This is a genomic window from Vibrio sp. HM8-C, from assembly GCF_058630515.1.
Map to the genome: position 1 here is coordinate 1 of NZ_JBMMKS010000038.1, position 1200 is coordinate 1200.

At 48.3% G+C, this 1200-nt stretch carries 1 protein-coding gene; it reads right to left on the reverse strand.

What is annotated here, in order from left to right:
• Positions 1-13 precede the first annotated feature (13 nt).
• Positions 14-1174, reverse strand: a complete 1161-nt coding sequence (locus ACOSVQ_RS20615) for a phage tail protein (RefSeq protein ID WP_491984300.1) — start codon at positions 1172-1174, stop codon at positions 14-16.
• Positions 1175-1200 lie beyond the last annotated feature (26 nt).

Sequence of the window (1200 nt, forward strand, 5' to 3'; positions counted from 1 at the left end):
TAATAAACATCAATCATACTGCGTATCCTACCCATTCAATGTAGCCTTTAGGCTGGTTTTCGTCGGCAGTTGGCACGACATTTGACGAATTGAAACTGACGGATTTTCCTCCTGAAGTGTTAACAGCAGCTCGCTGCCTACCGCTTGCCACGTATGAAAAGGCGCCGACCGCTGAGGAGACATCTACATCAATGTCACATGAACCTGTAATATTCCGAATCGCATCTTCGTGCGTTTCGCCAGCTAGCCACGTTGCGCCATCAGCGGCGCGAACAAAGCGCCCTTGTCGGTCTGGTATGTTGATTAGGGTGTTGTCTGTTTCGTCTATCCATTCAGGCTTAGCCGCTGCTAGTGAGTGGTATACCGCTACAGGTAATTGCTGACCAATACCTACCACCATATTTTCTGGAATAGCATCGGTATCCCAATACATGGTTTCACCGGCCACTTTCGCCATGTAGGGCTTCCAGTAGAATGGCTTGGTGACATCCGCCCAACCAATGCGTCGGTTAGCTGTGTCCAATGGGGTTTTACCCGCTAACGATTCGACATTTGAATACCACTCCCAATAGCTGACTTTTCCTTCTGCATCTTTCGTGTAGCAGACTTCACCCACTGAGTAGATGCGAGTAGGGTCGTAATTAGCAAACTGTTCATCTGAGAAAGCTTCCTTGAGCTTTTTTGGTGTCACAATCGTTCGGTCATCCATGCCTGAATTGACTTGCTCACTGGTTGCCACTTTCGCAATACCCGCCACGGCTTCAGTTGCATACGGTGAACCCAGCAGTTCAACGGTAATGTTGCTAATGGTGGACGCGGAAAGGTTAAGCTCACAGGCTTCAGTGACTACTGTGTTTTTGCGCTTATAGGTAATGATGTCACCGTCTCGGCTATCGACCGCAAACAGGGTTCCATCTTCCAGCCAGTAACCGAGCTCTTTGCCTTCAAACTCTTCAACACCATCCCAAACGGTTTCAAAATGCAGTTGACCAGGAGCAACCAACTTACCTCGCGTGATGGCTTTCTTTTGTAGTTCGTTACGCAGCTCAGTCTGAGCAGGCTCAGGAACGTAACCTTCAGAGCCAATACTGATGTGCGTAATTTTGTATTCGATACCCAAATCACCGGCACGAATCGCGGCAGCAATTCCGGCATCGGTAATGATTAAGCTCATTGAGTCACCTCATAAGTGTGTAAGTT

Excerpts from the sequence above, each read along its gene's own strand:
- ACOSVQ_RS20615 (WP_491984300.1), bottom strand. The coding sequence starts at position 1,174 with ATGAGCTTAATCATTACCGATGCCGGAATTGCTGCCGCGATTCGTGCC.